We start from the raw sequence: 24,616 nt of genomic DNA, 5'->3' as shown, positions 1-24,616 counted from the left end.
TAAATGGAAATCACCTATGTTAATTAGGTGATTGTGCTTTTAAATAATTGTTTACTCTCATATTATAACTGACTCGTAATTTAATTTTCAGCTAAAGTTATGGAAAACTCCTTATTTTTATATTTTTACTCTAGAAAAAAATGTCACTCAACTGCAAAAAATAGAAAAAATCTACTCATAACCATTCGGGTTCATGCTCTGCCAATGCCATGTATCTTGACACATATCAATAATCGATAATTCAGCTTGCCACCCTAACAACGTTTTCGCTTTATCGGCACGGGCATAACAACTCGCGATATCACCTGCTCGACGATCTATAAACTGATAAGGAATAGTCTGGCCAGATACGTCAGAAAATACAGATACCAATTCTAATACAGACGCACCTTTGCCAGTACCTAAGTTAATAGGTAAAAAGCCTACTGAATATTGTTGTGTCGTACCACTTTCGTTTAGTCTAATTTGTTTCTCTAAATAATTTAGCGCAGCCACATGACCTTGAGCCAAATCAGTAACATGAATAAAGTCACGGACACCTGTTCCATCGACAGTAGGATAGTCATTGCCAAAGATACTGAGCTTATCAAGTTTGCCGACGGCTACTTGAGAAATATAAGGCATCAAGTTGTTAGGAATGTCATTAGGGTCTTCGCCAATTTGTCCTGATGGATGCGCGCCTACTGGATTAAAGTATCTAAGAGCAATCAGGTTCCAGCTGCCATCAGACACAGCTAAGTCTTCTAATATGTATTCGACAGCAAGCTTACTTTGTCCATAAGGATTGGTACAAGAACGCTTCGAGCTCTCATCGATAGGTAAGGATTCAGGATCACCATAAATAGTGGCAGATGATGAAAAAACTAAATTTTTGACATCATACTCTGACATCATTTCTAATAAAGTGATGGTTCCACTGACATTATTATTATAATACATGAGTGGCTTTGCTACTGACTCCCCAACTGCTTTTAACCCAGCAAAGTGAATCACACCAAAAAAATGATATGCAGCAAACACTTTTTTAAGTGACTCAGCATCTCGTATATCACCTTCGATAAACTCAATTGTCTGTCCAATAAGCGTAGAGACACGGTTAATCGCTTCACGACTACTATTAGATAAGTTATCATATACGACAACCTCATAGCCTGCTTCATGCAATGCTATACAGGTATGGGAACCGATATATCCAGCACCGCCCGTAACTAGTATCTTGTTTTTCATAAGGGATTCAGATATAAAAAAGACACCCCATTGTAGGGGTGTCTTATCAGTAATTCAATAGAGTTTTGGTAGTTAGTAGACTAATGCCTATCTTACCAACCAGTAACTTCTTTTAGCTTATCGCCTAGCTTAGATGGGTCACGTGTGTACGCGATACCAGCATCTTCAAACGCTTTGAATTTCTCTTCAGCAGTACCTTGACCACCAGAGATGATAGCGCCAGCATGGCCCATACGCTTGCCTTCTGGAGCAGTAACACCAGCAATATAGCCAACAACTGGCTTAGTCACATGGTCTTTGATGTAAGCAGCAGCTTCTTCTTCAGCAGTACCGCCGATCTCACCGATTAAGATGATAGCTTCAGTCTGTGGATCAGCTTCAAATAGCTTCAATGCGTCAATCTGGTTCATACCAGGGATAGGATCACCACCGATACCGATACAAGTTGACTGACCAAAACCAAGCTTAGTCGTCTGAGCTACGGCTTCATAAGTCAATGTACCAGAACGTGAGATGATACCTACTTTACCTGGCTGATGGATATGGCCTGGCATGATACCGATTTTGCACTGACCTGGAGTGATAACGCCTGGGCAGTTAGGACCAACCAAACGTACGTCGCCAGCTTCTTCAAGATAGCGTTTTGCTTTTAGCATATCGATAGTCGGTACGCCTTCAGTGATCACAACGATCAACTTAACGCCAGCATCGATTGCTTCAACGATAGAATCTAGTACAAATGGTGCTGGTACGTAGATAACAGAAGCGTCAGCTTGAGTCGCTTCCATGGCTTCCGCCATAGTGTTAAATACTGGTAGGCCTAGGTGCGTTTGGCCGCCTTTACCTGGAGTAACACCACCAACAACTTTTGTGCCATATTCGATGGCTTGTTCAGAATGGAACGTACCATTTTTACCAGTAAAACCTTGTACCAATACTTTGGTATCTTTATCGATTAATACACTCATTATATTTTCCTTGTATTCGGTTGTCTTGTAACAGTGGCCTTTATAACTAGTCTTATCAAATTTTGATAACCAATCTTTGCTATAAAACCACTACTACGATTTGACTACTATGCTTAAGCATTTATCTCTAAACACTTATGTTTAAAGACTTACGCTTTAACAGCATCGACAATTTTTTGAGCCGCGTCAGATAAACCTTGAGCTGAAATCAATTTCAGACCAGACTCTTCTAGGATTTGTGCGCCTAGCTCAGCGTTGTTACCTTCTAAACGAACAACAACTGGTACTTGTACGTCAACTTCTTTGATAGCAGCGATAATAGCTTCTGCAATCATGTCACAACGTACGATACCGCCGAAGATGTTGATTAGAACGCCTTCAACACTGCTGTCTTCTAGGATAATTTTGAACGCTTCAACAACGCGATCTTTAGTTGCGCCGCCGCCAACGTCCAAGAAGTTAGCAGGCTTGCCGCCATACAATTTGATGATGTCCATGGTCGCCATTGCAAGACCAGCACCGTTAACCATACAACCGATGTTACCTTCTAGAGCAACATAGTTTAGGTCAAATTCAGCGGCTTTAAGCTCACGCTCATTTTCTTGAGTCTTGTCTTGTAGCGCTGCGATTTTTGGCAAACGATACAGTGCGTTTGAGTCAATACCGATTTTGCCATCAACACAAACGATTTCGCCATTTTCACGAACAGCTAATGGGTTGATTTCCATTAGAGCAAAGTCGTTTTCAACGAATGCCTTATAAGCGCCAGTCATCAATTTAACGAACTGGTTGATTTGCTTACCTTCTAGACCAAGTTTGAACGCAACGTCGCGCGCTTGGAAAGGCATTAAACCAACTAAAGGATCAACATTTACTTTGAAGATTTTTTCTGGAGTGCTGTGTGCTACTTCTTCGATATCTACACCACCTTCGGTAGATGCCATGAAAGTTACACGACGAGTTGCACGATCAACGACTGCGCCAAGATATAGCTCAGTTTGTACTGGATACATATCTTCTGCAACCAATACGAAGTTTACTGGCTGACCATCAGCATCAGTCTGGAACGTTACTAAGTTAGTACCGATCAGCTCTTCAGCAACTTGCTTAGCTTCTTCACGAGTTTTAACTAGCTTTACACCACCAGCTTTACCGCGACCACCAGCATGTACTTGCGCTTTAATGACCGCAATGTCAGTTGGGGTTTTATCAAAAGCTGCAGCAGCTTCTTCGCCGTTATGAGCGATGATGCCTTCTTGAATTGGCAAACCGTAGCTTTTTAATAGCTCTTTTGCTTGATACTCATGTAAATTCATTGATTGTATCCTTTATTTTTTACAATTAATAAAAAGTGAAATCAAGTGCGCGCATATACATATTAATCATACGTCTGACGCACTCATGATTGTGGCATCACCAAAATAGCGATACCCCAATCAGGTTGTAAATCGATAATAACTAAACGAGCAACTACTTATTTCTTACGTTTTTTGCGCTGGATAGCGTGGATAGCACGGCCATCTGCAGATAGAGCAGCTTCATGCACTGCTTCTGAAATAGTTGGATGAGCAAATGTCATCAACTGCAAGTCTTCGATACTAGACACAAATTCCATCGCGATCATACCTTGATGGACGATATCACCAGCACCAGCAGCGATAGCATGCATACCTAATAGACGATCTGTTTTCGCATCAGCAACTACTTTCACAGAACCTTGCGCTTCGCTTTGCGCTAATGCACGACCGTTAGCAGCTAAGTTGAAAGAACCTGTTTTAACTTCATAGCCAGCTTCTTCAGCTTCTTGCTCAGTCAAACCTACCCATGCGATTTCTGGGTGAGTATAAATGACATTGATGATAGTGTCATAGTTAACTTGAGGTTTTTCGCCATGAATACGCTCAACAGCCATCATGCCCTCTTCCATTGCTTTGTGCGCAAGCATAGGACCACGGACCAAATCACCGATAGCATAAACGCCATCAAGATTGGTTTTGCACTGGTCATTGACATCGATAAGACCACGTTCAGTCAACGTGATGCCACTATCATCGCCAAGCAATTTTTCAGAATAAGCGCGACGACCGACACAAACGATTAGCTTGTCGAAGCTTTCTTCAGAAGATTCGCCTTTATTTTCGCTAGTAACCACAACTTGGTCACCTTGGACTTCAGCATTGGTTACTTTGGTATCGACACGGATATCAAGACCTTGCTTCTTCAGCATTTTGCCAGCTTCTTTTGAGATGTCTTTGTCAGCAGCAGCTAAGAAGCTAGGAAGTGCTTCATACACAACTACTTCAGCACCTAGACGACGCCATACTGAACCAAGCTCAAGACCAATAACACCAGCACCGATAACGCCTAGACGCTTAGGTACTTCGGTAAAATCAAGTGCGCCAGTTGAATCAACAATACGGTCACCGTCAGTTTTGGCAACAGGAATCTCGATAGGCACAGAACCCGCCGCAAGAATAACATTCTTAGCAGTGATCGTCGTTTCGCTTTCATCTTCTAGAGCAGTAAATTTAACTTTTTTGTCAGCGCCCGTGCCGTCAACTAAAGTACCCCAGCCCTGTAGCCAATCAACACCATTGCCTTTTAGCAACGCGGCAACACCGCCAGTCAACTGCTTAACAATACCTTCTTTACGCTCTATCATTTTTTCGATATTGATAGTAACGTCACCAGTACTGATACCGTGCTCGTCAAGGTCATGCTTAGTAGCTTCGTAACGATGTGAGCTGTCAAGTAGGGCTTTTGATGGGATACAACCAACGTTTAAGCAAGTACCGCCAAGTGCTGGCTCGCCTTTATAAACGCGCTTTTCGATACAAGCAACACTCATACCGAGCTGGCCTGCACGAATAGCTGCTTCGTAACCACCAGGACCGCCGCCGATGACGACTAAATCATAATTGTCTTTCATAGTACGTTCCTATTTTTAATTGTATGTGTCATTTAGACTGGTTGTTATCTTGCTGATAGATCAGCGTTATCTACACTGAACAGTTAATACACTATGTCAATGAGATAGACTCACTTATCAATAGCAAGTCACCATTATTAAATTCATTTGAATACAGTTATCAGCGCATCAAGCGATCGCTGATTCATAAAAATCATTATCTATACCAAAGTTAAAAAGCTTGTATCAGCGGTTGCCAATACAAGCTTAAAAGCTTACAGGTCTAGTAGTAGCATTGCAGGGTCTTCGACCAATTCTTTGATAGTTACCAAGAACTGTACTGCTTCTTTACCATCAATCATACGATGGTCATAAGATAATGCTAGGTACATCATTGGTAAGATTTCAACTTTGCCATCGACAGCCATTGGGCGGTCATTGATAGCATGCATACCTAGGATAGCAGTCTGTGGTGGGTTCAAGATAGGTGTTGACATCAATGAACCAAATACACCACCGTTAGAGATAGTGAACGTACCGCCAGTCATGTCTTCTAGACCAAGTTTACCTTGTTGTGCTTTACCGCCAAATTCACGGATTGTGCTTTCAACGTCAGCCATGCTCATGCGATCAGTATCACGTAATACTGGAACAACCAAGCCACGATCTGAAGATACCGCTACACCGATATCATAAAAACCATGATAAACAATGTCATCACCATCTAGTGAAGCGTTTACTGCTGGGAAGCGTTTTAGCGCTTCTGTCGCTGCTTTCACGAATAACGACATAAAGCCTAAACGTACGCCATGACGTTTTTCGAACTTCTCTTTGTACTTAGCACGCATGTCCATCAATGGCTTCATGTTCACTTCGTTAAACGTCGTCAACATCGCTGTATCTTGTGATGCTGATAATAGACGCTCAGCAACACGCTTACGAAGACGAGTCATTGGAACACGTTTTTCAGTACGCTCACCCATTGATTCAGCAACAGGACGACCGCTATCAGATTTGATGCTACTGTCCGATTTCAATGTTGGGTTAGCCATATCAGTTTTGGTTACACGACCACCGCGACCACTACCTTCAACTTCTTTAGGGTCTACGCCTGACTCTTTTGCTGCTTTACGAACTGCTGGGCTTTGATCTTTATGATCAGCTTCGCCTTTCTTATCTGTTGCTTGAACAGGCTCGCCACCATCAGCAGCTTGCTTTGCTTGAACTGGCGCAGCTGGTTGGTCTGGATCTACTGCTGGCGCTTCTTCTGCGCTAGCACCAGCACTTGCACCGGCTTCAAACTGAGCGATAAGCTCATCAGACAATACAGTATCGTCAACTTGCTTTACGATTTTGGTCAATACACCATCATCAGGTGCCACAACTTCTAATACAACTTTATCAGTTTCAATTTCAGCCAATAGGTCATCACGATTAACTTGTTGACCTTCAGTGACGTGCCACTCAACGATTGTGCCATCGGCAACCGATTCTGGAAAAACGGGGGCTTTGATGTCAGCCATCGATATACTCCTTAGATTTGGATATTCATGCTTATTATTAAGTCGTGATAGGCAGTCAGTAGTTTTCTAATAACTTTGCGTATATTTTATTAAAAAACACTGACTGTCATCGCCTGATTCATTTATCTTCTATAATCTTTTGATTAGACAAGGTGTTACTGAGCTAATTCATCAACACTTATGCCAAGGCCACCAGCAATGAGTGCTTGCTGTTGTTGAGCGTGTAGTTTCGGTGATCCTGTTGCAGGGGCTGCACTAGGAGGACGCGCTACTGGCTCCATGACTTTTGCTTTGGTTGGATGCGGTACGACAATACGGAACATATGCGGTGCTAAATAGTACCAAGCGCCTTGGTTCAATGGCTCTTCTTGCGTCCATACAATTTCAGTTAGGTTGCTGTATTTTTCGATTTCAGCGATTAAGCGAGTCTCTGGCAATGGATACAACTGTTCAATACGAACGATAGCCACATGATCAAGACCTAATGCACGGCGCTGCTCTAACAAATCATAATAAACCTTACCACCACACAGAACCATACGAGTCACTTTATCTGCGTTATGATCGTCCATCTCTGGCAATACCGTCTCAAACTTACCATTAGCTAGCTCTTCTAGATTAGAAGTCGCTAGCTTATGACGTAATAAGCTCTTTGGTGACATAACGATCAGTGGCTTACGAATAGGACGTACTGCCTGACGACGTAATGCATGATAAATTTGCGCAGGAGTCGTTGGGGTAATGACCTGCATATTGTCTTCAGCACATAGCTGTAAGAAACGCTCTAGACGTGCAGATGAGTGCTCAGGGCCTTGACCTTCAAAGCCATGTGGTAACAACATCGTCAAACCACAAACACGTTGCCACTTGGTTTCGCCGCTTGAGATAAACTGGTCAATCACAACCTGAGCACCGTTAACGAAATCACCAAACTGTGCTTCCCAAACGATCAATGCGTTCGGTACGGTGGTCGCGTAACCATATTCAAAGGCTAGTACCGCTTCTTCTGACAACAATGAGTTGTAAGTAGCAAAGCGTGCTTGGTTCTCACTTAAATGAGATAATGGTACATACATACTGCCATCATTGACATTGTATATTTCACTATGGCGATGTGAGAAAGTACCACGGCCAACATCTTCACCAGTAATACGTACTAGTACGCCGTCATTATCAACCAATGATGCATAAGCCAATGTCTCAGCTGCACCCCAGTTAAGAGGCTCTTCGCCAGTTTGCATCGCTAGACGCTGTTCAACGACTTTTTGAACCTGACGTTGTAGCTTGTAGCCTTCTGGCATTTCGGCCATACGGCGTCCATAACCTTTGAGCTTTTCGATATCAACGCTGGTATCCCAGTCATCAACCAAGTCATGACCTAGATAAGGTTTCCAATCTACGAACAACTGTTCGTTAGGCTCTTGAACCAATGAGCTAACAACATAATCACCACGGTCTAAAGACTCACGATAGTCATCTTCGTACTGTTTCTCTTCTTCGGCATTCAAGATACCTTCTGCGATAAGCTTTTGCGCATACAGAGTACGAGTAGTCGGAAGCTTTTTGATCACAGCGTACATCAATGGCTGAGTTGCAGATGGCTCATCTGCCTCGTTATGGCCATTACGACGATAACAGAACAAATCAATGATAATGTCTTTGTCAAACTTATGACGATAATCTAATGCTAACTGAGCAGCAAATACGACTGCTTCAGGATCATCACCGTTCACATGTAGGATAGGAGCATGAACCATTTTGGCGACGTCAGTACAATATTCAGTTGAACGAACATCTTCTTGACGGCTAGTAGTAAAGCCAACTTGGTTATTGATCACGATATGCACAGTACCGCCAGTGGTATAAGCACGGGTCTGTGACATTTGGAAAGTTTCTTGAACCACACCTTGACCAGCAAAAGCAGCATCACCATGAATCACGATAGGTAATACTGAATTACCACCAGTATTATCTAGTAATGGCTGATCGTTACGACGTACTTGACGGGCACGTACTGAGCCTTGTAATACTGGAGCTACAATTTCAAGATGCGATGGGTTAAATGCTAAAGCCAAATGCGCTTCGCCCCCTGGTGTCATCACATTAGATGAAAAACCATTGTGGTATTTAACGTCACCTGAGCCTTTTTCTGGCTGTACCTTACCATCAAACTCATCAAACAAGTCTGCAGGGTTTTTACCTAAAATGTTGACTAGTAGGTTTAGACGGCCACGGTGAGCCATACCAATGACCATTTCTTTTGTGCCATATCCGCCAGCACGTTGAATGATTTCATTGATCGCAGGAATGAAGCTCTCGCCGCCTTCCAAACCAAAACGCTTAACACCCGTATATTTACGAGCAAGGTATTTTTCTAGACCTTCAGCAGCCGTCAAGCGCTCAAGAATAGATAAACGTTTTTCTTTATCGAATTTGATATAGCCTAGATTGGTCTCTAGGTATTCTTCCATCCAGCGTTTTTCGGTACTGGTGGTAACGTGCATATACTCGACACCGATATGGCCACAGTAAACACGTTCCATGATTTCGATGATTTCGCGCAATGTTGCTTCATCTTTACCGATGACTAAATCATTGGTCGGGAATACGGTATCGAGATCAGCTTCTGACAAATTATGATAAGCAAGCGTCAAATCTTCTACTTCTGCACGTGGATGCAAATCTAAAGGATCAAGCTTGGCACGGCGATGACCGCGACGACGGTATGCTGAGATTAGTTGCTGTACGCCCATCTGCTTAGGGTCACAGTTGGCAGAGCTGCTAGAGTCGGTATCAGTACTGCTACTCTTATTTGCCGTTTGATTACGAGCAAGTAGTAAGAACTGATCTTTGATAGCATTGTGCTGAGCATCGTTCTGCGACTTATACTGTTCAAAGTACGTTTGCCAGTCAGTATCAACACTATCAGGGTCTGTTAGGTATTGCTCGTAGAGAGCTTCTATATAGTTGGCGTTATCGGCAGCCAGTTCAGTATGTACTTGGCCAGATTTTTCTTTGGTTATACTATTCATAATAATCGTCTATTTGATAGATAAATGAATGGAATCGTGCTTATTATTGTGTCAGTCGTTGTATGCTCAGGTAGTTAGACAATGTGTCATATCCTGTTAAATACTATTCGATAAAACACTTTTATCCCTAAGTATTGCCATCACCATAGAATATTGCTGTCATTGTCTACAAGAGCAAGTGATGCTAAATAGTGGTAACAAGTCTTATTGCAATACCCGTCTAAAAATAAAACTATTTGTGAACGCTCAGTTTTCTTATCTAGCTCGTTTCACAACATTAATTTATATATACTTCTTTGAGTCATAACCAATCCATTAATGATAAGCTATTAATAGATAATTATATTTTCAGCTAACCTATAAACTGGTTATTGATGCTGAATTACCCTAAATTTGCTGATAAATCCTGCCTTTTCAGACAGACATACATTGCTGTATAGATTATCATGCCCATTTTTTGCGACATAGTTTGTTTGTTCAATACTAGGTATTTATGTAATGAATATCTATCATCAATTATAAACGCATAATCATTGTGCGCATAGTATTTTAGCCCGATAATGTCATAATGTGTTCAAACGGCACATATTAAGCGCTAAAAAAGACGCTCTAACCATCTCATTAAATACCAAATACAATTATACCAAAATTCGACTATGTCTATATTCGATTATATAGGGTGATTGTCTATATATTATTTCTTCTTACATACGACCAACGTATTGACCATACAGTTTTACTCTTAAATCATTTAATACCTATTTTTCAATAGACTAAATTCACCATATTTTTAAACAACAAGCCAACTATAAACAGTAGTAAACCTATGTATCAGCTTTTTAACTAACAAAAACACCACCTAATATGTAGGTGGTGTTTTTCGTATAGTAACTATAAAGATCAATTATTTATGCTTAACCAGCTTGGTCAATCAACATATTACGTAGATGACCGATCGCTTTGGTTGGATTCAAGCCTTTTGGACAAACTGATACACAGTTCATGATACCGCGGCAACGGAACAAGCTAAACGGATCGTCTAAGCGAGCTAAACGTGCTTGAGTATCACCGTCACGGCTATCAGCAACGAAGCGATAAGCATGCAGTAATGCTGATGGACCTAGGAACTTATCAGGGTTCCACCAAAAAGATGGGCAGCTGGTTGAACAACAAGCACATAGAATACATTCGTATAGACCGTTCAGTTTTTCACGCTGTTCAGGTGACTGTAGACGCTCAGTTGGCGGTGCTGGCTGATCATTGATCAAGTACGGATGTACTTTTTCATACTGCTCATAGAACTGGTTCATATCAACAACCAAATCACGAACCACTGGCAAACCAGGTAGCGGACGAACCGTTACTTTTTCTGGTAGTGTGTTCATGTTGATTAGACATGCCAAACCGTTCTTACCATTGATGTTCATGCCGTCAGAGCCACAAATACCTTCACGGCAAGAGCGACGGAAAGTAAGCGTTTCATCTTCTTTCTTTAGGCGTAATAGTACGTCAAGCAACATACGATCTGAATCAAGTAGCTCAATCGTATAAGTTTGCATGCGTGGCGCTGCGTCCAGATCAGGATCGTAGCGATAGATTTCGATGGTGCGAGTACCTCGGCTCATAATGCTAAACTCCACACGTAGGTGATGGCGGGCATACAAAGATTGCAACATATTTGCGCTAGCTATTAATCAGTACTGATAACCAATATCGGATACCAATTAATAGCGTCGTAGCGCTGGCATGAGCATGTAGCTGGCGGTCACCTTTTTAATAAATTAATAAGGGATAAAACGTTAACACTGCTGTTATCTATCAACTATATATAAAGTATGCAGTCTAGAATTAGTAGACGCGGACTTTTGGTTCGATATAATCAACGGTTAATGGCACTTTACGTACTGGCTTATAAATGATGCGATTGCCTTCAGAGTACCATAAAGTATGCTTCATCCAATCGTGGTCATTACGGCCGTTAGGTGCGTAATCATCATCTTCTGGACGATCATAGTCAGATACACTGTGTGCGCCGCGGCTTTCATGACGCTTAGCTGCAGATATCATTGTCGCTTTTGCTACTTCATACAAGTTAGCAACTTCGAATGCTTCAATACGTGCTGTGTTGAACACCTGTGATTTATCGCCAAGATGAATCTTGTCGATTTTTTCACCCAGCGCTAAAATCTTCTCAACGCCTTCGTCCATCATCGCTTGCGTACGGAATACACTAGCGTGCTTTTGCATCGTAGCACGAATCTCATCAGCCACGTCTTGCGCGTTGTAGCCTTCAGTAGACTGTTGCAACTTGTCTAAACGCTTCACTGTAAAATCAAGTACGCGTGGATCAAGTGGCTTGTAGTTATGATCAGCATGATGGAACTCATCAACGATATGCTTACCAGCTGCACGGCCAAATACCAATAGATCTAGTAGAGAGTTCGTACCTAGACGGTTAGCACCATGTACACTGACACAAGCGCACTCACCGATTGCATAAAGACCTTTGACCACATTGCCTTTAGCATATAAGCCGTCTTCATCAGTACCTGCTTCTAGATCCGGTACAATCACTTGACCATGGATAGTGGTTGGAATACCGCCCATCATGTAGTGGATGGTTGGGATTACTGGAATTGGCTCTTTAGTGATGTCAACGTTGGCGAAGTTTTTACCAATCTCAAATACTGATGGTAGACGCTTCATAATGGTTTCAACACCTAAATGCGTCATGTCCATTACGATATGGTCAGCATTAGGACCACAACCACGGCCTTCTTTGATTTCTTGGTCCATTGAGCGCGATACGAGATCACGCGGTGCCAAGTCTTTCACGGTTGGTGCATAACGCTCCATGAATGCTTCGCCATCTTTGTTACGCAAGATAGCACCTTCACCGCGGCAACCTTCAGTCAATAGTACACCTGCACCATGAACACCAGTTGGATGGAACTGCCAGAACTCCATGTCTTGCAATGGAATGCCAGCACGTACTGCCATGCCAATACCGTCACCAGTATTGATATAAGCATTAGTAGAAGCGGCGAAAATACGACCAGCACCACCTGTCGCTAGGACAGTAATTGGTGACTGGAATACAGCGATAGTACCAGTCTCTTGCTCAAGCGCGACGACACCGTTGATGTTACCAGCTTCGTCTTTGATCAAATCAAGGGCGATCCACTCGATAAAGAACTCAGTGCCCTGCTCTAGGTTTTTCTGATATAGCGTATGTAGTAGTGCATGACCTGTACGGTCAGCAGCGGCACAAGCACGTTGTACTGCTTTTTCACCATAGTTAGACGTATGACCACCGAACGGACGCTGATAGATCGTACCATCTTCGTTACGGTCAAACGGCATGCCCATGTGCTCAAGCTCATAGACTACTTTTGGCGCCTCACGACACATATATTCGATAGCGTCTTGGTCACCCAACCAATCTGATCCTTTAACGGTATCATAGAAGTGGAAGTGCCAGTTATCATTGCTCATGTTACCCAAACTTGCACCGATACCACCCTGAGCGGCAACCGTGTGCGAACGCGTTGGGAATACTTTGGTTAGGACTGCAACCTTCATGCCCGCTTCCGCTAAATGCAATGAAGCACGCATACCTGAGCCGCCGCCACCAACGATAACTGCATCGTAGTTTAGGGTCTTGATATTACTAATGGTATTGTCTTGTCTAGTTGCCATTACGGTTTTCCTAATGCCTGTTAATGCGTAAAAGTAAATCAAAGACTTTTTGAGACATCTCTATTACAGCTATAAAGGCTTACTATTTGGCCATTTCTAAGCTTATAAAATAAAGAGTATTAATAGTCGTTAACCACTTAATTTGCATATCTATCGTTATACTGAACTAAGCCTACTCAACTATAATCAGATTAGCTGATCAGTAATGCTAGTCCAATGCTATGACTATTCTTGGCTATCAACGGATGACTCTAAAATACTTTGCCAACTAATGTATCAGTTGGATGCATCCGTCGTTATATATAGATATCAGAGCTTTTTATGAGATGGTTAAACGGCAGCGATACCGAAACCGTTACCCCAAAAAATCATGATGCCCCAAAATAGAAATACTAAAATAGCGATAATCATCAATGACTGTAGTACTAAACGTAAACCTGCTGCGCTTGAGCCCAGTTTGCCTGTTGTAATATAGTCAGTAAATACTGTCCACATCCCAACCCAAGCATGACCAGCTAGTGCAAGTACTGCAACCAAGCTGAATAGACGCATTGGTAGGCTGGTCATAAATGATGACCATTCAACAAAAGTGACATCGCCATGGGTCAAAAAGAAGCCCAGCAATACCACACTATAAACGGCTAAAACAACAGCACTAATACGCTGAATAATCCAATCACGTGAGCCTGAACCTGTCAGACCAGTAGCACTTTTGATTCCTGAATCATTTTTTATCATTAGAACATCACCCATACAAATGACGCGACAACTAAAATCGCTGCAATCACAAAACTGACCATAGAGGCAGTGCGGCCAGATTTTAGCTCTTCGTTCATGCCCATATCAGCAAATAAATGTTTGATACCCATTACAAAATGATATGCAATGGCGGCAACAAATATCCACGCCAAAAAGCGCACAAGTACATTGTCAAATACGGTCGCAAAACTCTCAGGCGATGCCAGTGAGTTCTGTAGTATCCATAACATGACAGGAATCAATAAAAATAAAATAATGCCAGAGATACGATGCAAGATAGAGGCGATCGCGATCGGTGAGCGATTAACGCTAATCACTTGGCTTAAAGGCAGATCAATAGGTCGGTTGCTTTTCACAGCGGGCATCCTTTTGCGGTTATACTCCTGTATCTGCTATCAACGCCTGACATAAATAGTGCCAATTGAGCATTGAGCAACACACGAGACGAATAAAGTAAGGAAGAGCTAGCTGACTTCGTTTAGTTTGCGCTAAATATGAAGAAAGGATCATGTATATAAAGGTATTGATAGACTGTTCAATGTCGCTTGTCGAATCGACAGGCCTATCAAACAACCTATCTATTATACAACAAAGATAATAAACATGAGTAACATCGACTAACCAGTCTATTTTAGAGGTCGTATGAATAGTAAGACAACGTTACTATGTCTTCTATATCAGAGCAGACCTTGTATTAGGCACTTGAAATCTTGTGCCAAACAAATAAAAAAGATTGGTTAAGAAGAAAATTCAAACCATAGAATGCGGTTTGGTCTATCATAACACCAGACAATCATAAATAAGCATGAATAGAAGACGCTCTGAACGACACTATAACATGGTCATTTATTAATTCGCGCAAAGCTAGTGCCAGTTAATTCCTACAATTATAAAATGCCTGAGCAATAATTACAAATTTATCCATTCAGTAAGAATATATACATATTTAATCAATAAATGAATAGATAAGAATAATGCTAGTTTTAACAGTGATTATTATGACAAACTTTAATCCGCTTACTAGGCATAGTCTGCCAGTTTTTAGTGTCATTATTTATGAGTTTTTTCTCTAAAATATATTCAGAAACCCAAAATATTGGCTCGATAATGCTGCTATAAACTTGCTCCAAAACAGAGGAATTTTAAGCAAAATAACCTGACAGACATATTTTGATACAAAAATTACAGCGAATAACTACCGCCACACCGCGCCAATTGGACACATGGTCCATAAAAGTTTTTTCAAATCATCAAGAATTGCTGCTAATATACCCTGCGTACTAAATGAGTTGAATGCACTTTTACCGTTCAACCGACAATGACGCGAGGGTATGCGTCTGTAGTAATTTATTCTAACAAGTCAAACCAATGGAGAGCAATTTATGGCTGATACTAATGCCAAACTAACCGTGAATGGTGAAGAATACGAACTTCCTATTATTAAAGGTACTTTAGGGCGCCCAGTTATCGATATTGCTGCTTTACAAGAATCAGGATTTTGGTCTTATGACCCTGGTTTTAAAGTAACTGCTCCTGTTGAATCAAAGATTACTTATATTGATGGTGGCAAAGGCGAGTTATTACACCGCGGCTACCCTATCGACGAGCTAGCGAACAACGCTGAATACCTAGAAGTTGCTTATGCACTTTTACATGGTGACCTACCTACTGCTGAACAAAAAGCAGAATTTTTTGAAAAAATCCGCGAGCATACTCCTGTTCATGATCAATTGCGTAAGTTCTTTGAAGGCTTCCGCCGCGACGCGCATCCAATGGCTATCATGGTTGGTGTCGTTGGTGCTTTATCAGCGTTCTATCATGAAGACCTAGACGTGAGCAATGAAGAACATCGCGAAATCACAGCTATTCGTCTGATTGCTAAGATGCCTACGCTTGCTGCGATGAGTTATAAATACTCACAAGGCGAACCGTTCATGTATCCGCGTAACGACTTTAACTACGCAGAAAACTTCTTATACATGATGTTTGCAACGCCTGCTGACGTAGACTATGAGAAAAACGACGTTATCACTCGCGCGATGGACAAAATCTTTACCTTGCACGCTGACCATGAGCAAAACGCTTCTACGTCAACGGTACGTTTAGCTGGTTCTACTGGCGCAAACCCTTATGCGTGTATCGCTGCTGGTATCGCAGCCCTATGGGGACCATCACATGGCGGCGCGAACGAAGCTGTTCTTGAGATGCTAGATGAAATCGGTACTGTTGAGAACGTGCCTGAGTTCATGGAAAAAGTGAAGAGCCGTGAAGTGAAGCTAATGGGCTTTGGTCACCGTGTTTACAAAAACTTCGATCCACGCGCTCAAGTAATGAAAGAGACTTGTGATGAAGTACTAGAAGCACTAGGTATCAACGATCCTAAGCTTGAATTGGCAATGGCACTAGAGAAAATTGCGCTAGAAGACCCGTTCTTCATCGAGCGTAACCTATATCCAAACGTTGATTTCTACTCTGGTATCATCTTGAAAGCTATCGGTATCCCAACGTCAATGTTTACTGTAATCTTTGCATTGGCTCGTACTTCAGGTTGGATCAGCCATTGGTTAGAGATGCACAGCGCTCCGTTCAAAATCGGTCGTCCACGTCAGTTATACACCGGTGAAACGCGCCGTGATTTTGTAAAAGTTGAAGATCGCAAGTAAGCAAAAATAATCGTTACCCAATAAAAAATCCCGCCATCGTGCGGGATTTTTTATTGTCTTAACTCTCGTTATTTGATATTGATTGTTTTATGAGAAATGACTAACTAAGTGAGTTTGGTGTAATGGACATTTTTCATGCTGGCGTATGGTCTAACGCTATATACTGTCTATATTTGCAAGGAATCAACGCCATGAATCAAAAAACTGCCCTTTTTGTCGTGATAAACACACCAAGAAGAATGGACGCAAGCTTGGCAAACAGCAGTATCAATGTCTCGCTTGCAGACGGCAGTTTTTAGGTGGAAAAAGACTCAATAACCAAACCCTTTGGACTGAATACACTCAGGGAAAACAGACCTACCAACAGCTGGCTGATAAATATCACTGTAGTCTCAAGACCATTCAAAGGCGCTTAGATAAAGTCAGTACCCAGTATCAGATTAAGCAACCAAAGACTGCTAATATCATCATGGACACCACTTACTTTGGTCGCAAATTTGGTTTAATGGTCTTTATGGACAATACCACTAAAGCCGTACTTTATTACGCGATAGTGGGTCATGAAACCAACAGTGCCTACAAGCAAGGTGTTGATCATCTAGTATCGTTAGGCGTTGATATACAAAGCATCACCTGTGATGGTAGACGAGGACTGCGTACGCTATTCACCCACACCCCTTGCCAGATGTGCCAGTTTCATCAAGTGCAAATAATAACTCGTTATCTCACTCGTCGACCTAAGAACAGTGCCAGTATCGAGCTTAGACGGCTCACTTTAGACTTAACTAAGCTTGATAAAGCCACGTTCACAAAATGCTTAGATCAATGGTATTTAACCCATGAAGACTATCTGAGTGAGCGTAGTACCAATGAAGATACTGGTAGAAGTTGGTACACTCACAAACGTCTTAGAAGTGCTTATCGCAGCCTCAGGACCAATAGTGATTGGTTATTCACTTACCAAGAATATGGGCATTTAGATATACCAAATACCACCAATTCTCTTGAAGGCTTATTCAGTGAGTTAAAGCGACAATTACACAGTCATCACGGTCTAAGTGAGCAGCGTAAGTTGCGGTTTATTAAAGACTTTTTAGGGTCAAAGTCACTCAAATAGCATGAATTATGTCCATTAGCGACTACCTTCTACTTTTTAGCATGAATTTTGTCCATTACACCGTGAGTTTGTAAAATTATAGTCAGTTACTGAAACTCTTTTAACGTTTGCTCATATTTGGCAATCTGCTCATCGTATCCTTCGATGGTTTCATTAAATTTAGCCATTAGCGCTTCAAACTCTTGTTGCTGCTTCTGTTTCATTTGCTGCATATCAACCACTTGCTGAGCTTCTATTTGTTCCCATACCTGATGCTGAATAATTAAACGAGCAAGTGCCGGACTTTTTGCGCTTACTCTACCAGCAATCTCTGCATGCTCAAATAACTGCGGCACCAACGTCGCCACGTTGATTAATGTATCAGAATCCTCTGCACTGAGCGGTGTTGTCACCGGTTGATATAAAGCGTCCATGGTCTGCTGATAGCGTTCTATGATTTGGTCTTCGGTCAACATAACAGGTTTGCGCGGCTCAAGACTGATGCGTTTTAAAACCGTTAAATCGCGCTCACCAACTTCAGTGCTAGTATTGACGTCAACCTCTGCATCTACATTTGGATTGCTGTCTATCGAGGCGATATCGTTATTCGATGACACTACTTCTTCAGAACTGGTAGCGGTAGTATTTGTGTTAGGAGCGATATTATCGATTGCTACTTCGTTATTACTATCTGTATTTTCACTATTATTAGTATTCAGTAATAAAAGCTCCTCACTGTCTGACGCATCTGCCGCTTGCAATGACTCATATTCTGCTTGCAATCGTCTCTGTAAACTTTGCGCCTGTGCGACATATATCGGCTGAAATTGTTTTATGCGCGCCGCAGCTGAGTCGCTTTTTGGCATAGGCTGACTGTCTTCTACGCTTGTTTTTTCACTGGTTTGACTGTCATCAGTTACAGGCGATGTGTCAGACTGCTGACAGCCTGTCAAAAACAATACTCCTGACAGTGCGGCTACAAGCAAAGTCGGTGGGTAGCGGCTATCAACATTAGGCTTTACTGACAAAAATTTAAACATGAGAGTGCATATCCTTTGGTAAAGCAAAATTATTAAAGGGTAAATTACAATTACGGTTCATTATTCTTTGGTTTTTAGCAACACAACTAACTGTTAAATCGTCCAATATAGTTATCCAGTATTTATCCAACTGACCTATATTTCAGTTAATGTATCGTTCTATAGCTCGGTTATGACTTATCACAGCCAAGCTTAATCTTATTCTTGAAAACTAGATGACTGATGCATCATCAGTACTTTCTGCCTTAACAATAGACTGCACCGTCAAGAATGGAATACAAGCTTCCCACTCTTGGCAGTTCTGACCACGCTGACGACGTACAAAATAGTCTTGTACCATGCGTGCTTGCTGTTCAATACCATACTTAAAAAATGACTTGCCTGTTTCTAACACGTAGTCGTATTTTCGGTTGATAATCGCTCCGCGTACAACTTTTAAGCCTTGCTGTAACTGCCATACGTGCGTTAGCTCATGTACAAGCCAGCTTTGTTTACTCAATGGAGCTTCGCTAAAATCCGTAATCCAATCGACTGAATTAAAGTAAATATTGCCATTAGGACTGACTGCATAATGTTTTAGTACCCACCACGCTGTCTTCAACTGCACTTCATCAAGTTTGATGCTGTCACCAAATACTGAATACGCCAACGCTATCTCGCCAGCTGTCAGATAACGTGACTGCTGCTTGCCTGTATCACTACGCACGTAACGATTGAATAAGCGTTTAAGAATCGGTTCAGACATCGTTAATGTAATACCTTATATTTGATAAGCTACATCTTTGGTAAGCTACTTCTAATAGTTAATGGTCGCGATTGGCCAGCTTTTCCCATCGATACGGTAGAACTGTTAATAGTAGAGCCGTTAATATAGATGAATGACGAAAACTAAAGTACTCCGGACACAAGCTATACGCTTAGTTAGCTTTCATTAACATATTTTTGCGTTAACCTAGCGCGTATGACTTGTAACAAGTACTATCCTTATAAACTAGCCTACTTCTACTGCTGATGTCTAATACTCATTACTATTATAAAATTGCTGCGAAAATCGTGCCAAACGTATATGAGTGTCGAAACCCAATGAAAATCATAAAGGTAGCCTAGTATGCTGTTTTTTGAATTTAACTATAGAGGCTTTGCTGTTACTACCATTGCAGATAGTAGATAGTTTTTTTATTTTCCGATAGAGAGTCTTATGCCACCTAACTTCCATGCCGATACCCCACTTGCTCAGCGTATGCGCCCTACTTCTCTTACTGATATCATTGGTCAAGAGCATTTGCTGGCAGCTGGCGCACCGTTACGAAGTTTAGTAGAGCAAGGGCATCTGCCATCTATTATCCTGCACGGTGAAGCAGGTATTGGCAAAACAACCATTGCAATGTTGTTAGCCGATGCCATCAATCGACCTTTTCATGCGCTCTCCGCGTTAAATACTGGGGTCAAACAGTTACGCGAAGTCTTAGATAGTAAAGATTCATTGGCATTTGAGTCACCTGTGGTCTTCATTGACGAGATTCATCGCTTTAATAAAGCACAGCAAGATGCGCTATTGGGAGCGGTAGAGTCTGGTGACATTACTTTGATTGGTGCTACCACTGAAAACCCATCGTTCAGTGTCAACAACGCTCTACTATCACGTTGCCAAGTATATCGTTTAGAGCCGTTAACACCTGAGCAGATAAGTGCCGTGCTACAACGAGCGCTTTCAGAAGATAATATACTCAAAAGGTTGACCGTCGATTTACAAGCAAAAGATACCATTAGTCAATTGGCCCACGGTGATGCTAGAAAAGCGCTAAATTTATTAGAGTTAGCCATTCAAACAGCTGATGCCAAGCAGTCGCCAGTGATTATCGATGATGAGTTGGTCAGCCGAGTGGCACAGACTGCTTTGGTAAGATATGACAAAGATGGTGAGCAGCATTACGATATTATCTCAGCGATGATAAAGTCAGTCCGTGGCTCAGATCCGGATGCGGCATTGTATTGGATGGCACGTATGCTCGTAGGCGGCGAACCTGCTGATTTTATTGCGCGGCGCTTAGTGATTTTGGCCAGTGAAGATATTGGTAATGCCAATCCTAATGCTTTACTCCTAGCTGATGCGGCATTGCGTAGTGTGCAATCTATCGGTATGCCAGAAGCGCGTATTATTTTAGGTCAAGTTGTGGTGTATCTAGCGACCAGTGCCAAAAGCAATAGCACTTATAAAGCAATCAATGCTGCGATGGCGTTGGCTGAAAAAGATGCCTCACCTGTACCGCTACATTTGCGCAATGGCGTGACCAAACTAATGCGTAGTCAAGGCTATGGTCAAGGTTATGCTTATCCGCACGATTATCCTAACCATTACTATCCTCAAAGCTACTTACCAGATAATTTGGTTGGTACCAGTTTCTATGAGTTTGCAGATAATCAACGTGAGCAGCACAGTAAGCAATTTATGGATTGGCTAAAAAGCCAAGCAGCGAGTAATGACTAACTGTGATATAGATTAATAAAAAAGTTAACGCAAAGATTTATGAGTCAGTTTTAATGGTCATTGATAATATTTATGGCTATTTTTGACATACTGAACGATATAGTGGGAAGATGACGCAGCACGTGACGCTGAAAAGCGTTAAAATAACCTCATAATGATATATACAAGCAGTGAAGCGAATTACTTTTATATCAAATGATATTGCTTATAGCGCGATTTACTTGACCGTAGTAGCGCTTTGCTTGACCGTAACAGCGCTTTGTATTATCTACTGCTACAATAAGCAGATAGAGCCCTATATTCCAAATGACACCTATTTATAAATAATAAAATATTGAGATTTACTATGAGTTTAAATGCAATCCCTGAGATTATCGAAGACATTCGTGCTGGAAAAATGGTCATCTTGATGGATGATGAAGACCGCGAAAACGAAGGTGATATCATCATGGCAGCGACCCATGTGCGCCCTGAAGATATTAACTTTATGATTACTCACGCGCGTGGTCTAGTTTGTTTGACCTTATCACAAGCGCGTTGCCAGCAATTGGCACTGCCACTGATGTCAGATCGTAACGAGGCTAAATTTAGCACCAATTTTACTGTCTCGATTGAAGCGGCTGAAGGCGTCACTACGGGTATTTCTGCTGGTGATCGTGCACGTACTATTCAGGCAGCGGTATCTTCGTCAGCAAAGCCTGAAGACATCGTTCAGCCTGGACATATTTTTCCAATTATGGCACAAAACGGCGGTGTTCTTCACCGTGCAGGCCATACAGAAGCGGGTTGTGATTTAGCACGTTTAGCAGGTCTAGAGCCTGCAGCGGTGATTGTAGAGATTATCAATGCAGATGGTACGATGGCGCGCCGTGACGACCTTGAAATATTTGCAAAAGAGCATGACATCAAGATAGGCACGATTGCTGACCTTATCAATTATCGTATCGCGAATGAGCAAACGGTAGAAGAGATTGAGTCACATCCGTTTGAAACTGAACACGGTACTTTTACGCTACATCGCTTCCGTGAGTTTGGCGCTGAAGAAACACATTTAGCCTTGGTAAAAGGTGATGTCAGCGAAGGCGTCAGCACTGTACGTGTACACGGTTTCCACCCATTACGCGATTTGTTTGCAGCTAAAAATGATATGACTGGCCGTAGTGGCTGGAGCGTACAGTCAGCACTAGAAGAAATCAGTGCTTCAGATCGCGGTGTGCTGGTATGGATTGGTAGCAATCAGCCAGTTGATTTGGGAGATGCGCTGGATAAAGCCGCGGTCAACGAGTCGCAATCAACCATCACGCAGCAACCTTATCGTAGTATCGGTGTTGGTGCACAGATATTACGTCACTTAGGTGTCCGTGATATGCGCTTATTATCATCGCCAATGAAGTTTTTTGCTTTATCAGGTTTTGATCTAAACGTGGTTGATTTTGTTCATGCACCGCAGCAAGACTAACGACTGTTTAAGAAAATAGTTGCAGAATGAGTGATAAAAAAGGCACGCTGACATTATGTTAGCGTGCCTTTTTTGTTTTCAACTTTCAATATAGAATAGTTTTTTTGAAGAAATGAATCATCGATTTATATAGAAACCAATCTAAAGCTCAGGCGTATGACCAAACTTGGCTTCCAGTTCTAGCAGCTGTTGACGCTCTGCCGCCGTCCACGGCAATTTGCCTTTTCCACCACTATCCAGACGCACTACCACTGCCTCTGCCGTAGCAACGATTGTTTCTTGTGCGGTACTATAATAACTATATTCCATCGCCATACTTGTATTGCCCAAACGCTTACAACGAACTCCTAATAATAACGTATCAGGATAGGTAACTGGTCGTAAATACTGACAGCTAGATTGGGCTAAAACAGTGACCATACTGCCATCAAACATACCTAGCGCATGCAAATAACTAATGCGTGCTGACTCAGCGTAACGATAGTAAACCACATTATTCAGGTGATTAAAGGCATCCATCTCTCCCCACTGTATAGGTTGATAATGAATAACAGGATAATGAGCTAATAATTCAGGGCGGTGTTCGTTTGTTGCATCAGACATAGATGCTGACTTTTCATTAAAATGGGTCATTGCTTACCTTACGTTTTATATTTTCTGTATTAACTATTGTGACTAGCTCTCATTAACGTTGCGGCTTGTCTAAGATTTCTGTCGTCAATAATGGCGTTGGTTTTGGTGCATGAGCGATCAACTGATTTAGCCATACAATTACTTCTGGTATGTCACTCGGTGCTTTCATTGTCTCAAGATTACTTTGACCATCGATTGGTTTTTTATCAGCTTGTACAATGCCAATCGCGCCAGCTTGTGCTGACTTTTTATTATCGCTAGTTGAAGCCTGAGGCACCAACGTTTTTAACTGTCTGCGTGCTTGCGTCAAATAGCTGACAAGTTGATCTTGCTTACGCATATTGCTGGCTTGGCTTGCTAGATTCAGTGTCATGATGACTTCATGGATAGTGAGCTGACGACGCGTTAAATTTGTATCACTAGTCGCTGAAGTATCAGTTGCTTTGAGCTGCTGTTTATTTTCAGTAGCTGCATCTACTAGCTCTCGACGCTGTAGATCCGTACCTTCGTAGCTACCAAGACGCTCATGACTGTGCAAAAATTCCTGAATATTTTGAATCGCCAGATTTTGTATTTGCCACGGGCTTGGCTGCGAGCTTTGGGCCTGCAGACGCTCAATATCTTTGAGCAAACTTTGCTTAATAACGATGGTTAACGCAGGCGCAATCTCATTACTGCTTTGCGACAACTGCCAATGTAGACCTCGCAATAACTCAATCGCCGCACTGTCATTACTATCTGCCAACAGTCTATCAGCCGCTTTGATTTGGATACGCAATAGGTCCAACTGATTCTGAGCTTGGCTACTAGCCTTAACTCTAGGCTCTGGCAGCGTCTGCTGACTCATGGCAAATAGACGATCGTCCATTTCGTTTAATCGACTGATTACTTGCTCATTACTCTGCAAACGATCGTTGACACTATGCTGAAAGCGCTGCTGACTAATATATAGCCACAATAATGCAGCGATCAGTAATAAGATAACCAGCCATTGCATCCGTAGCAGCAAAATATTTGCTTGCCGGCGCTGCTGAACAGTAGAAGGATTCTTAGATAAGGACTCAGAATTCATTGACATAAGGCAGTACCGTTATTGGTATAGATAAACATGTTTAAAGCAA

Annotated in this window: 18 protein-coding genes; 4 read left to right on the top strand and 14 right to left on the bottom strand. The window is 42.0% G+C overall.

All coding sequences use genetic code 11. The annotated features are described in order from the left end of the window. Window positions 1-171 precede the first annotated feature (171 nt). The 10 genes from galE to sdhC all read right to left on the bottom strand — a co-directional run bounded on the left by galE (window position 172) and on the right by sdhC (window position 14,481). The gene (galE, locus tag QO187_RS08495; protein ID WP_371547999.1) at window positions 172-1,227 is read right to left on the bottom strand and encodes a UDP-glucose 4-epimerase GalE; all 1,056 of its coding nucleotides are present in this window, start codon (window positions 1,225-1,227) and stop codon (window positions 172-174) included. Window positions 1,228-1,319: 92 nt separating this feature from the next. Further along, window positions 1,320-2,195, bottom strand: coding sequence for a succinate--CoA ligase subunit alpha (gene sucD / locus QO187_RS08490; RefSeq protein ID WP_101204626.1), 876 nt, complete (start codon window positions 2,193-2,195; stop codon window positions 1,320-1,322). Between the two features lie 149 nt (window positions 2,196-2,344). Further along, window positions 2,345-3,511, bottom strand: a complete 1,167-nt coding sequence (gene sucC, locus QO187_RS08485) for an ADP-forming succinate--CoA ligase subunit beta (RefSeq protein WP_057757869.1) — start codon at window positions 3,509-3,511, stop codon at window positions 2,345-2,347. Between the two features lie 158 nt (window positions 3,512-3,669). Beyond that, complete coding sequence (gene lpdA, locus QO187_RS08480; protein ID WP_371547997.1) at window positions 3,670-5,124, bottom strand: dihydrolipoyl dehydrogenase; 1,455 nt, start codon at window positions 5,122-5,124, stop codon at window positions 3,670-3,672. A 254-nt stretch (window positions 5,125-5,378) separates the two neighbouring features. Further along, entirely contained in the window at window positions 5,379-6,626 is a 1,248-nt protein-coding gene (gene odhB / locus QO187_RS08475) for a 2-oxoglutarate dehydrogenase complex dihydrolipoyllysine-residue succinyltransferase (protein WP_101204629.1), read from the bottom strand. A 155-nt stretch (window positions 6,627-6,781) separates the two neighbouring features. After that, window positions 6,782-9,658 (bottom strand): 2-oxoglutarate dehydrogenase E1 component, encoded by a 2,877-nt coding sequence (locus tag QO187_RS08470; protein ID WP_102092685.1) that lies wholly within the window; start codon window positions 9,656-9,658, stop codon window positions 6,782-6,784. Between the two features lie 914 nt (window positions 9,659-10,572). Continuing rightward, window positions 10,573-11,283 carry a succinate dehydrogenase iron-sulfur subunit gene (locus QO187_RS08465; RefSeq protein ID WP_055123743.1) on the bottom strand — a complete coding sequence of 237 codons (711 nt, stop codon included), beginning with the start codon at window positions 11,281-11,283 and terminating at the stop codon, window positions 10,573-10,575. Between the two features lie 223 nt (window positions 11,284-11,506). After that, window positions 11,507-13,357: a succinate dehydrogenase flavoprotein subunit gene (gene sdhA, locus QO187_RS08460; protein ID WP_057757857.1), complete on the bottom strand. Its 1,851-nt coding sequence runs from the start codon at window positions 13,355-13,357 to the stop codon at window positions 11,507-11,509. Between the two features lie 330 nt (window positions 13,358-13,687). Beyond that, entirely contained in the window at window positions 13,688-14,092 is a 405-nt protein-coding gene (sdhD, locus tag QO187_RS08455) for a succinate dehydrogenase, hydrophobic membrane anchor protein (RefSeq protein WP_057762261.1), read from the bottom strand. Between the two features lie 2 nt (window positions 14,093-14,094). Next, complete coding sequence (sdhC, locus tag QO187_RS08450; RefSeq protein WP_082624524.1) at window positions 14,095-14,481, bottom strand: succinate dehydrogenase, cytochrome b556 subunit; 387 nt, start codon at window positions 14,479-14,481, stop codon at window positions 14,095-14,097. A gap of 1,017 nt (window positions 14,482-15,498) precedes the next feature. On the opposite strand from sdhC, the gene gltA reads away from it, so the two are divergent. Beyond that, window positions 15,499-16,779: a citrate synthase gene (gene gltA / locus QO187_RS08445; RefSeq protein WP_057757851.1), complete on the top strand. Its 1,281-nt coding sequence runs from the start codon at window positions 15,499-15,501 to the stop codon at window positions 16,777-16,779. 469 nt (window positions 16,780-17,248) lie between these two features. Next, window positions 17,249-17,896, top strand: a complete 648-nt coding sequence (locus QO187_RS08440; protein WP_371547994.1) for a hypothetical protein — start codon at window positions 17,249-17,251, stop codon at window positions 17,894-17,896. 86 nt (window positions 17,897-17,982) lie between these two features. On the opposite strand, the gene QO187_RS08435 is transcribed toward QO187_RS08440, so the two are convergent. After that, window positions 17,983-18,915 carry a hypothetical protein gene (locus tag QO187_RS08435; RefSeq protein WP_371547992.1) on the bottom strand — a complete coding sequence of 311 codons (933 nt, stop codon included), beginning with the start codon at window positions 18,913-18,915 and terminating at the stop codon, window positions 17,983-17,985. Between the two features lie 211 nt (window positions 18,916-19,126). Beyond that, window positions 19,127-19,660: a type IV secretion protein Rhs gene (locus QO187_RS08430; protein ID WP_371547991.1), complete on the bottom strand. Its 534-nt coding sequence runs from the start codon at window positions 19,658-19,660 to the stop codon at window positions 19,127-19,129. Between the two features lie 453 nt (window positions 19,661-20,113). Between QO187_RS08430 and QO187_RS08425 the strand changes: the two genes are divergently transcribed. Beyond that, a complete protein-coding gene (locus QO187_RS08425; RefSeq protein ID WP_371547989.1) occupies window positions 20,114-21,403 on the top strand; it encodes a replication-associated recombination protein A in 1,290 nt (429 codons plus the stop codon). Between the two features lie 346 nt (window positions 21,404-21,749). Then, window positions 21,750-22,862 (top strand): bifunctional 3,4-dihydroxy-2-butanone-4-phosphate synthase/GTP cyclohydrolase II, encoded by a 1,113-nt coding sequence (ribBA, locus tag QO187_RS08420; protein ID WP_201568166.1) that lies wholly within the window; start codon window positions 21,750-21,752, stop codon window positions 22,860-22,862. Between the two features lie 141 nt (window positions 22,863-23,003). Here ribBA and QO187_RS08415 read toward each other — a convergent pair whose 3' ends face one another. Further along, window positions 23,004-23,465: an acyl-CoA thioesterase gene (locus QO187_RS08415; RefSeq protein WP_371547987.1), complete on the bottom strand. Its 462-nt coding sequence runs from the start codon at window positions 23,463-23,465 to the stop codon at window positions 23,004-23,006. 82 nt (window positions 23,466-23,547) lie between these two features. After that, on the bottom strand, window positions 23,548-24,573 hold the full coding sequence (locus tag QO187_RS08410) for a hypothetical protein (RefSeq protein WP_371547986.1): 1,026 nt from the start codon (window positions 24,571-24,573) through the stop codon (window positions 23,548-23,550). Window positions 24,574-24,616 lie beyond the last annotated feature (43 nt).

It is taken from the genome of Psychrobacter sp. Arc9, from assembly GCF_041431295.1.
Lineage (GTDB): Bacteria > Pseudomonadota > Gammaproteobacteria > Pseudomonadales > Moraxellaceae > Psychrobacter.
This window is presented reverse-complemented; position numbering and strand designations above follow the sequence as displayed.

What these genes read in the sequence shown, in the direction of transcription:
- sucC (WP_057757869.1), bottom strand. Translation starts at nt 3,511, where the DNA reads ATGAATTTACATGAGTATCAAGCAAAAGAGCTATTAAAAAGCTACGGT.
- QO187_RS08435 (WP_371547992.1), bottom strand. Translation starts at nt 18,915, where the DNA reads ATGTTTAAATTTTTGTCAGTAAAGCCTAATGTTGATAGCCGCTACCCA.
- gltA (WP_057757851.1), top strand. Translation starts at nt 15,499, where the DNA reads ATGGCTGATACTAATGCCAAACTAACCGTGAATGGTGAAGAATACGAA.
- sdhC (WP_082624524.1), bottom strand. Translation starts at nt 14,481, where the DNA reads ATGCCCGCTGTGAAAAGCAACCGACCTATTGATCTGCCTTTAAGCCAA.
- QO187_RS08415 (WP_371547987.1), bottom strand. Translation starts at nt 23,465, where the DNA reads ATGTCTGATGCAACAAACGAACACCGCCCTGAATTATTAGCTCATTAT.
- QO187_RS08430 (WP_371547991.1), bottom strand. Translation starts at nt 19,660, where the DNA reads ATGTCTGAACCGATTCTTAAACGCTTATTCAATCGTTACGTGCGTAGT.
- QO187_RS08410 (WP_371547986.1), bottom strand. Translation starts at nt 24,573, where the DNA reads ATGTCAATGAATTCTGAGTCCTTATCTAAGAATCCTTCTACTGTTCAG.
- lpdA (WP_371547997.1), bottom strand. Translation starts at nt 5,124, where the DNA reads ATGAAAGACAATTATGATTTAGTCGTCATCGGCGGCGGTCCTGGTGGT.
- QO187_RS08440 (WP_371547994.1), top strand. Translation starts at nt 17,249, where the DNA reads ATGGACACCACTTACTTTGGTCGCAAATTTGGTTTAATGGTCTTTATG.
- galE (WP_371547999.1), bottom strand. Translation starts at nt 1,227, where the DNA reads ATGAAAAACAAGATACTAGTTACGGGCGGTGCTGGATATATCGGTTCC.
- QO187_RS08425 (WP_371547989.1), top strand. Translation starts at nt 20,114, where the DNA reads ATGCCACCTAACTTCCATGCCGATACCCCACTTGCTCAGCGTATGCGC.
- QO187_RS08465 (WP_055123743.1), bottom strand. Translation starts at nt 11,283, where the DNA reads ATGAGCCGAGGTACTCGCACCATCGAAATCTATCGCTACGATCCTGAT.
- sucD (WP_101204626.1), bottom strand. Translation starts at nt 2,195, where the DNA reads ATGAGTGTATTAATCGATAAAGATACCAAAGTATTGGTACAAGGTTTT.
- odhB (WP_101204629.1), bottom strand. Translation starts at nt 6,626, where the DNA reads ATGGCTGACATCAAAGCCCCCGTTTTTCCAGAATCGGTTGCCGATGGC.
- QO187_RS08470 (WP_102092685.1), bottom strand. Translation starts at nt 9,658, where the DNA reads ATGAATAGTATAACCAAAGAAAAATCTGGCCAAGTACATACTGAACTG.
- ribBA (WP_201568166.1), top strand. Translation starts at nt 21,750, where the DNA reads ATGAGTTTAAATGCAATCCCTGAGATTATCGAAGACATTCGTGCTGGA.
- sdhA (WP_057757857.1), bottom strand. Translation starts at nt 13,357, where the DNA reads ATGGCAACTAGACAAGACAATACCATTAGTAATATCAAGACCCTAAAC.